8 protein-coding genes are annotated in these 9,184 nt (G+C 71.2%); all 8 read right to left on the bottom strand.

Annotated features, from left to right (window positions below; translation table 11 throughout):
* Positions 1-379 (bottom strand): NUDIX domain-containing protein (locus tag ACWEKM_RS34570; RefSeq protein ID WP_451625221.1); only part of this gene is annotated, 379 nt, incomplete at its 3' end.
* Positions 380-506: 127 nt separating this feature from the next.
* Positions 507-1,571, bottom strand: coding sequence for a pseudouridine synthase (locus ACWEKM_RS34565; RefSeq protein ID WP_451625220.1), 1,065 nt, complete (start codon positions 1,569-1,571; stop codon positions 507-509).
* Between the two features lie 12 nt (positions 1,572-1,583).
* On the bottom strand, positions 1,584-2,234 hold the full coding sequence (gene scpB / locus ACWEKM_RS34560) for an SMC-Scp complex subunit ScpB (RefSeq protein ID WP_451625219.1): 651 nt from the start codon (positions 2,232-2,234) through the stop codon (positions 1,584-1,586).
* Entirely contained in the window at positions 2,231-3,328 is a 1,098-nt protein-coding gene (locus ACWEKM_RS34555; RefSeq protein WP_451625218.1) for a segregation and condensation protein A, read from the bottom strand. Before ACWEKM_RS34555 ends, scpB begins: the two co-directional genes overlap by 4 nt.
* Positions 3,329-3,663: 335 nt before the next feature.
* On the bottom strand, positions 3,664-4,245 hold the full coding sequence (locus tag ACWEKM_RS34550) for a hypothetical protein (protein WP_451625217.1): 582 nt from the start codon (positions 4,243-4,245) through the stop codon (positions 3,664-3,666).
* Positions 4,230-5,366, bottom strand: coding sequence for a ParA family protein (locus ACWEKM_RS34545; RefSeq protein WP_451625216.1), 1,137 nt, complete (start codon positions 5,364-5,366; stop codon positions 4,230-4,232). The genes ACWEKM_RS34550 and ACWEKM_RS34545 overlap by 16 nt, the downstream gene beginning before the upstream one ends.
* Before the next feature lie 387 nt (positions 5,367-5,753).
* On the bottom strand, positions 5,754-6,878 hold the full coding sequence (ald, locus tag ACWEKM_RS34540; protein ID WP_451625215.1) for an alanine dehydrogenase: 1,125 nt from the start codon (positions 6,876-6,878) through the stop codon (positions 5,754-5,756).
* Between the two features lie 132 nt (positions 6,879-7,010).
* Positions 7,011-9,086 (bottom strand): tetratricopeptide repeat protein, encoded by a 2,076-nt coding sequence (locus tag ACWEKM_RS34535; RefSeq protein WP_451625214.1) that lies wholly within the window; start codon positions 9,084-9,086, stop codon positions 7,011-7,013.
* Positions 9,087-9,184: the final 98 nt, after the last annotated feature.

The following is a 9,184-nucleotide window of genomic DNA, read 5'->3' as shown; positions in this document are numbered from 1 at the left end:
CGTCGTACGGCAGCCAGCGCGCCTGGGCGGCGTCGCCGCCGCCGCGGGGTTCGGGGGCGTCGGGCAGCAGCGCGGTAAAAGCGACCGAGACGACCCGCATCCGCGGGTCGCGGCCGGGCTCGCTGTAGGCACCCAGCTGTTCCAGGCGCAGCCCGGTGACATCGCCGAGCCCGGTCTCCTCGGCCAGTTCGCGCCGGGCGGCGGTCTCCGCCGACTCGTCGGGCAGCAGAAAGCCGCCGGGCAGCGCCCAGCGGCCGGCGTACGGCTGCTGCCCGCGCTCGACGAGCAGCACATGCAGGCCGCCCCCGCGGAGGGTGAGCACCGCCAGGTCGACGGTGACGGCGAAGGGTTCGTACGTGTGCTTGTCGTAGCCCTGCACCGACACCCCCTCCTCTTAATAGTCATCGCGACTATAAAGAAGGGGTGCCCGGTGCACAAGTCGTCAGGCCCTCAACTCTTGAGGCCCTCGGCTCTTCAGGTACCTGGCTCTTCAGGTTCTCGGGCCCTCAGAGGTCGACTTCCTTCAACAGCATCCCGACCTCGGTGTTCGACAGGCGGCGCAGCCAGCCCGACTTCTGGTCGCCGAGGGGGATCGGACCGAAGGCGGTGCGCACCAGCTTCTCCACCGGGAAGCCGGCCTCGGCGAGCATGCGGCGCACGATGTGCTTGCGGCCCTCGTGCAGGGTCACCTCGACCAGGTAGTTCTTCCCGGTCTGCTCGACCACCCGGAAGTGGTCCGCGCGCGCGTACCCGTCCTCCAGCTGGATGCCGTCCTTGAGGCGCTTGCCCAGGTCGCGCGGGATCGGGCCGACGATCGCGGCGAGGTAGGTCTTCTTCACGCCGTACCTGGGGTGGGTCAGCCGGTGCGCCAGCTCGCCGTGGTTGGTGAGCAGGATGACGCCCTCGGTCTCGGTGTCGAGCCGGCCGACGTGGAAGAGCCTGGTCTCCCGGTTGGTGACATAGTCGCCGAGGCACTGGCGGCCGTCGGGGTCCTCCATGGTCGAGACGACACCGGCGGGCTTGTTGAGCGAGAAGAACTGGTACGACTGCGTGGCGACGGTGAGCCCGTCGACCTTGACCTCGTCCTTCTCCGGGTCGACGCGCTTGCCCTGCTCGGTGACGATCTCCCCGTTGACCTCGACACGGGCCTGGTCGATCAGCTCCTCGCAGGCCCGGCGGGAGCCGTAGCCCGCGCGCGCGAGGACCTTCTGCAGCCGCTCGCCCTCCTGCTCGGCGCCTGGGAAGGTCCTGGGCGGCTTGACGTCCGCCTTGCCCGCGTACCGCTCGCGGTTGCGCTCCTCGGCGCGTGCCTCGTACTCGCGGGAGCGTCCCGGGTCGGTACGTCCGTCGCGCTGCTGGGACTGCTTGGGCCCGCCCTTGGCGCCGCCGCGCGCGGCGCCGCCGCGTCCGGACCGGGGGCCGTCCTTCGTCGCGCCGGGGCCGACGTCGTAGCGGCGCTCCTCGGGGCGGGGCTTGCGGGGACGGCCCTGCCCCTGCCGCTCGTCCCTGTTGTTGCCGGCACCGCGGTGGTTGCCGCGCCCGCCGTTCCTGCCGCTGCCGCTGCTTCGCATCAAAATTCCGTCTTAGTCGTCTGCGTCCTGACCGCCGGGCGCATCGGGTGCGTCCGGGTCGAACGACGGCACGCCCTCCTGGGTCTCGGCCTCGATCGCCTCCGCCTCCGGGAGGAAGGGCGCGAGCTCCGGAAGCTCGTCCAGGCCGCGCAGGCCCATCCGCTCCAGGAAGTAGTTCGTCGTCCTGTACAGGATCGCACCTGTTTCGGGTTCCGCGCCCGCCTCGTCGATCAGTCCGCGCTGCAGAAGGGTGCGCATCACACCGTCGCAGTTGACCCCGCGTACGGCCGAGACGCGGCTGCGGCTGACCGGCTGGCGGTAGGCGACCACGGCCAGGGTCTCCAGCGCGGCCTGGGTGAGCCGGGCCTGCTGGCCGTCCAGCACGAAGCCCTCGACGGCGGCCGCGTATTCGGGGCGGGTGTAGAAGCGCCAGCCGCCGGCGACGAGCCGCAGTTCGAAGCCGCGGCCCTGCACGGTGTACTCGTCGGCCAGTGCCCGCAGCGCGTCCCCGATCTGCCGCCTGGGCCGCTGCAGGATCTTGGCGAGGTGCTCCTCGGTCGCGGGTTCGTCCACGACCATGAGCACCGCCTCCAGGGCGGGCCGGAGATCGAGGTCCGCGACGGTGGGCGCGCCCGCCGGGAGACCCGTGGTGTCCTCGCTCACGCCTTCTTCTCCTCCTTGGGCTGCTCGGGGGGCCGGTCGAACTCGTCCGTCACCGTCGGTGTGTCGGCGCCGTCGCCACCGGTCCAGCGCACGATCAGCTCGCCGAGGGCGGTCTCCTGGTCCAGGGCCACGGCCTTCTCGCGGTACAGCTCCAGCAGGGCGAGGAAGCGGGCGACCACGGTCAGCGTGTCGTCGGTGTCCTCGACGAGGGCCCGGAAGCTGGCCTCGCCCAGTTCCCTGAGCCGGACGACCACGAGGCCCGCCTGCTCCTGCACGCTGACCAGCGGCGCGTGGATGTGGTCGACGTACACCTGGGGCTTCGGTCTGGGCTGCATCGCCTTGACCGCGAGCCGGGCGAAGCCCTCGGGGCCGATGCTGATGACGACCTCGGGCAGCAGTTCGGCGTGGTGCGGTTCGAGGCCCACGGTACGGGGGTGGCGCCGGGCCTCCTCGACGAGCCGGCGGTTGAAGATGTCGGCGATCTGTTTGTACGCGCGGTACTGGAGCAGCCGGGCGAACAGCAGGTCGCGGGCCTCCAGCAGGGCGAGGTCGGCCTCGTCCTCGATCTCGGCGGCGGGCAGCAGCCGGGCCGCCTTCAGGTCGAGCAGGGTGGCGGCCACGACCAGGAACTCGGTCGTCTGGTCCAGGTCCCAGTCCGGCCCCATCGCCCGGATGTGCGCCATGAACTCGTCGGTGACCTTGGAGAGCGCCACCTCGGTGACGTCGAGCTTGTGCTTGGAGATGAGCTGGAGCAGCAGGTCGAAGGGGCCCTCGAAGTTGGCGAGCCGAACCTTGAAGACACCGTCGCCGGACTCGTCCCCGTCGACGGCGGGCCCGGCAGCACATTCTGCGCCATCGGACACCACGAACTCCGGCTCGACCGCGACGTCTTGAAGCTCGCCCCCGACACCTTGCGGCCCGACCATGTCGGCCTGCGGCACCGAAGCGGCGGCCTCCGGCCCGGCGACGACGACCGCGAGTTCAGGAACGGCGACGTCCGCCGGCGGAGCCGGTGGCGCGGCGCCCGGTCCCCGCCCCAGCGCACGCCTACGGCCGGCGGATGCGCCGCGGACGGAAGGATCGTTCGAGCTCATGACCCCCGCAGGCTATCGCCAAGCAGCACGAGCTACCGGCAAGCAGGTCGACCAAGGTCCATGACGGTCCGACACCACCACAAAAGCAACACAGGAACTACCCCACCAGCCACAACGAACCCACACCCGACCGACAACCCACCACAGCCCAACCCCCCGGTCCACCCCACCAACCCATCGCACGACAGCACGCCCAAAGGGGCGCGGGGAACTGCGCGACCAGCCACTACGAACCCGCACCCGACCGACAACCCAATAGGGGCGCGGGGAACTGCGCAACCAACCACAACCAACCCACACCCGACCAACAACCCATCACAGCCCCAGCCGAGCGCTCAGCGACCCCGTAGGCGGCGTACAAGAATGCTCGCGTCCCCACGGGACTCCAGGTCGGCCAGCACCACGGCGACTGCCTCGCGCACGATGCGCCCGCGGTCGACGGCCAGCCCGTGCTCGCCTCTCAGGACCAGGCGCGCATGCTCCAGGTCCATCAGCTCCTCGGCGGACACATACACGGTGATCTTCTCGTCGTGTCGCTCGCGCCCACTGGGCCGCCGTGCCGCGGCGCGTCCGCGCTTGCGCGGCGGCGTACCCGCGGCGGAGGCGGAGGCGGCAGAAGAACCTTCCTGCGCCGCCTGACGCCGCACGGGGCGCTCCGCGCCGGAGCGGCTGCGGGACTCGCCGGTGTCGGCGGGCTCCGCCTCCGCCGCCACATGCTCCGCGCCGTCGCCGTCGCCGCCCCGCGCGGGCACGGACTGCGGCGCGTCCTCGGCGACGGCCGGGTCGCTCTCCCCTGCGGGAGCCGGCACCCGGGCCTCGCCGTTGGCCTGGCGCCGGGGAGTGGACGCCTGGAGCGCCGTCCCTCCTGTCGTACGGAACAGTTCGTCGGCCCCGGGCAGACTCACTCGGCGTGACACCGGGCGAGCACCTCCCTGGCGAGCTGGCGGTAGGCGGCGGCACCGACGGAGTTGGAGGCGTAGGTGGTGATGGGCTCACCGGCGACCGTGGTCTCCGGGAAGCGGACCGTGCGGCCGATGACCGTGTGGTAGACGTGGTCGTCGAACGCCTCGACGACACGCGCGAGCACCTCACGGCTGTGCACCGTACGCGAGTCGTACATCGTGGCGAGGATCCCGTCGAGCTCCAACTCCGGATTGAGCCGCTCCTGGACCTTCTCGATGGTCTCGGTGAGCAGCGCCACCCCGCGCAGGGCGAAGAACTCGCACTCCAGCGGCACGATGACCTTGTGCGCGGCCGTCAGGGCGTTGACGGTGAGCAGGCCGAGCGAGGGCTGGCAGTCGATCACGATGTAGTCGTAGTCGGGCAGCAGCGGCTTCAGGGCGCGTTGCAGCGTCGACTCACGGGCGACCTCGGAGACCAGCTGGACCTCGGCGGCCGACAGGTCGATATTGCTCGGGAGCAGGTCCATGTTGGGGACCGCGGTCTTCAGCAGGACCTCGTCCGCGGACATGCCCCGCTCCATGAGCAGGTTGTAGACGGTGAGGTCGAGCTCCATCGGGTTGACGCCGAGGCCGACCGACAGCGCGCCCTGCGGGTCGAAGTCCACGAGCAGTACACGCCGTCCGTACTCCGCGAGCGCGGCACCCAGGTTGATGGTCGACGTGGTCTTGCCGACGCCGCCCTTCTGGTTGCACATCGCGATGATCTTCGCGGGTCCGTGATCGGTCAGCGGGCCCGGGATCGGGAAGTACGGCAGCGGACGCCCGGTCGGGCCGACGCGCTCGCGGCGCTGACGGGCAGCGTCGGGCGCGAGCGTGGCCGCGTACTCGGGGTCGGGCTCGTACTCGGCGTCGGGGTCGTAGAAGTGCCCCTCGGGCAGTTCGTCGTAGTCGGCGAATTGGTTGTGGGGCGCGCCACTTCCGTCGCCGGCCATGGCGTTCACGTGATGGCCATCCATGCTCTGGTGTGCTGGCTGAGTCACCCCAGGAATCCGGTGACTCTGGTGGGCTGCGAAGGTGCGCACAGCGACGGAGCCGACAGCCTCGAACCCCGCGGGACCCCGGCCCCGTACACGCATTCCTGGTTGACCACCCCCGGGAGAAAATGTCGACTCATTCACAAGTCGTCTTACCTCCTTGGTGACCAGGGAACTTCTAGACAGGTCAGCGTGGCACCATGCCGACGGTTGGCGACTCTATGGCGTGTCGGCGGTCCGCAGCAACACAATCCGCCGGACCCGGCCGGATGTGTCGGCAATGAAACATCCCTCTGTCAAGGGCGTACGACCGTCGCACAGCAGGTTCCACCGGTGTACGAATCGGTCGAAGGGTTACGTTCGAGGCGAGTTGATCGAGAGCCGCAAAGTGACCATACACACATCCGGCCGGACCTTGCGGGACAAGGTCCGGCCGGATGTATGGGGTTGACGCGCCGAGTTGACGTATCGCCTTTACGAGAAGGTCACTTAGCCGAGCAGGCTCTCCAGGGCCACGTGCTCCAGGCCGTGTGCCTCGGCGACCTCTCGGTACACCACCTTGCCGTCATGGGTGTTGAGACCCTTGGCCAGCGCGGGGTCCCGGCGCAGCGCCTCGACCCAGCCGTTGTTCGCGAGGGAGACGATGTACGGCAGGGTGGCGTTGGTCAGCGCGTAGGTGGAGGTGTTGGGCACCGCGCCCGGCATGTTGGCGACGCAGTAGAAGACCGAGTCGTGGACCGGGAAGGTCGGCTCGGCGTGCGTGGTCGGGCGGGAGTCCTCGAAGCAGCCGCCCTGGTCGATCGCGATGTCGACAAGGACACTTCCCGCCTTCATCCGGGAGACCAGCTCGTTGGTGACCAGCTTCGGGGCCCGGGCGCCCGGGACGAGGACGGCACCGATCACCAGGTCGGCCTCCAGGCACGCCTTTTCCAGCTCGAAGGCGTTGGAGACAACGGTCTGGATCTTCGTTCCGAAGATCTTGTCGGCCTCCTTGAGCTTGTTGATGTCCCTGTCGAGCAGGGTCACCTGGAAGCCCATGCCGATGGCGATCTGCGCGGCGTTCCAGCCGGAGACACCGCCGCCGATGACGACGGCCCGGCCGGCCAGCACACCCGGCACACCGCCGGGCAGCACGCCGCGGCCGCCGTTCGCGCGCATCAGGTGGTACGCGCCGACCTGCGGGGCCAGCCGGCCCGCGACCTCGGACATCGGGGCGAGCAGCGGCAGGGCGCGGCCCGGCAGCTCGACGGTCTCGTACGCGATCGCCGTCGTGCCGGACTCCAGCAGCGCGTCGGTGCACTCCTTGGACGCGGCCAGGTGCAGATAGGTGAAGAGCGTCTGGTCCTTGCGGAGCCGGTGGTACTCCTCCGCGATGGGCTCCTTGACCTTCAGCAGCAGGTCGGCGGCGGCCCACACCTCGTCGGCGGTCGGGAGGATCTCGGCGCCGGCGGCGACGTACTCCTCGTCCGGGATCGAGGAGCCGACACCGGCGGCGCGCTCGACGACGACCTGGTGACCGCCCCGCACCAGCTCATGCACGCCAGCGGGGGTGATGGCCACCCGGAACTCGTTGTTCTTGACCTCGCGGGGGATGCCGACCTTCACGTCGATCACGGTCCTTGGCTCAGAGGGCGTGGGGCATTGCAAGACATTCCGGGCATGCGAGCACACCAGGAGACACCGCAGGAGAAAGTGCGGCAGAGCCAGTTTAATGAAGGTGTTCCGGCTGTCTAGCCTTTCATTGCATTAATCTTGGCCGGGTGTACTGCGGATTTCGCAGGCGTTAGCACCGTGCTCCGGGTCTGATCCGCTCGCACGGCCCTCCTGGAGGTCCTGCGTCTGTTCACCCAGCATGCGCTCGGCGGCGCTGCGGTGCAGTCGGGCGGCGGCGCAGTCGCCGAGGTGGTCCAGGGTGTCGGCGAGCCGCAGTTGGAGGGCGGCCTGCAGCCGCACGTCCTCGGCGCGGCGCGCCCACTCCACCGCCTCCTGACAGGTGCGCAGCGACTCCTCGGGCCGTCCGGCGTACTCCTGGACCCGTGCCAGTTCGCTCAACGCCCGCGCCTGCGCGGCGACATCGCCCGACTTGCGGTAGCCGGCGACGGCCGCGCGCCAGCACCTGAGCGCCTCGCCGTAGCGGCCCGCGTAGGTGTGGGAAGTGGCAATGCGGCCGTAGAGCCGGGCGGCGTCCGCCCGTTCGCCGCGGGCCAGGCGCTGGGCGAGGGCACGACCGAACCAGTCGGCGGCCCGGTCGTGGTCCCCCAGCTCCTGGTGCGCGCCGCCTACGGATTCCATCGCGCGGCCGGTCGCATACGGGTCGTTCGCCTCCCGTCCGGCGTCCAGCGCGGCCCGATAGCGGACCAGCGCCTTTGCCGTGCGGCCGGTCCGGGCGTCCAGGTCGCCGAGGTTCAGCAGCGCGGCGGCCCGCTCCCTGGGTAGTTTCCGGCGCTCGGCCACATCGAGCACAAGGCCGTGGATGCCGTACAGGTCGGCGGCGGCCGCCTGGGTGCCGAAGTGCGCCACCATGGCCCTGACCAGCTGGGACATCAGTCGGCGGGCCAGGGTGTCCAGCTCTCCGTCGGCGACCGCGAGCCGGGCGGCGGCCAGCAGCGCGGGCCGACGGATGCGCAGCCAGTCGGCGGCGGCCCGGGGCGTCGGGAAGCGCAGGGTGCGGGGCAGGCCCTGGAGCTTCGCGCGGGCCTCGGGGTTGTCCGTCTCGGTGATCGCCCGGCAGGAGTGGAGCAGGCGCACGGTTCGTTCCAGCATCCGGGCCCGGGCCAGTTGCAGCTCGCCGGGCCGGTCCTGGGCCTCGGCGAGGGCGCGCAGCATGGGGTGGAGGCAGCCGGGGACCTCGTACTGCGGCAGCGGGGAGGCCACCGCCCGCAGCAGGCCGAGGGCGACGAAGTCGTCCAGGGTGGTCTGGGCGGCGCCGACCGAGCAGCCGGCCAGGGCGGAGGCGGTGTGCGGGTCGACCAGGCCCGCGGGGGCCAGACAGAGCAGTCGCAGTATCCGGGCGGCGGGCCCGGGCAGGGTCTCGTGGACGAGCCGGAACACCCGGCCGAGCGGAGTCTGCTCGTCGCTCTCCGCGTTCAGCCGCTTGGCCAGGTCGGCGACGGCCGCCTTGGGGCGGGCGGCGAGCCAGCCGCCGGCCAGGGTGAGGGCGAAGGGCTGGGCCTGGCACGCCTCGACGAGGTCCTCGGCGGCGCGCGGGTCGACGGTGATGCGCACCGAGCCGGCGGAACGGGTCAGCAGGTCAAGGGCCGACTTGGTGTCGAGCCCGCCCACGGTGCACGGGCGGACGTTCGCAATCCCGGTGAGCGGGCCCCCGGACACGGCGACGACCAGGCAGTCCGAGCTGTCCGGGAGCAGCGCGTCGACCTGCTCGGCGCTGCTCGCGTCGTCCAGCAGGAGCAGCATGCGGCGGCCGGCCAGGGCCTCGCGCAGATCGGCGGTCAGATCGTCCTCGGCGGCTCCGGGCGGGGTGGGCAGTCCGAGGGCGGTCAGCAGTTCGCGGGCGGCGCGCTCGACCGGGACGGGGGTGCCGTCGGGCTCGCCGAGCCGCGTGCGCAGCACGCCGTCGGGATAGCGGTGGGCGACCTGCCGGGCCAGTTCGCCGGCGAGCGCGGTGCGGCCCGAGCCGGGCCGGCCGGCGACGAGGAGGACCCGGGCACGGGCGGCCTTGCGCCCGGCGATGGTGTCGAGCCCCGCGCGCTCGATGTCGGCGCGCAGTTCCTTCAACTCCCTTGTACGGCCCAGGAACTGGCCTTCCACGGCCGGGGGTCCGGACAGCCGCACGCCGCCTGTGTCCACCGCCTGATCCGTCACGGGCCACACTCCCGTCCCACCGCACGCGCGGCCCGCCGGGACTCCGGTTCGGGCGCCGCGCCTTCTCTTCGGCTCATTCGCGAGGAGCCTAGTTCACG

Source organism: Streptomyces sp. NPDC004752 (assembly GCF_053601275.1).
This window is presented reverse-complemented; position numbering and strand designations above follow the sequence as displayed.

Coding starts and splice junctions, on each gene's coding strand:
- ACWEKM_RS34565 (WP_451625220.1), bottom strand. CDS start 1,571: ATGCGAAGCAGCGGCAGCGGCAGGAACGGCGGGCGCGGCAACCACCGC.
- ACWEKM_RS34555 (WP_451625218.1), bottom strand. CDS start 3,328: ATGAGCTCGAACGATCCTTCCGTCCGCGGCGCATCCGCCGGCCGTAGG.
- ACWEKM_RS34545 (WP_451625216.1), bottom strand. CDS start 5,366: ATGCGTGTACGGGGCCGGGGTCCCGCGGGGTTCGAGGCTGTCGGCTCC.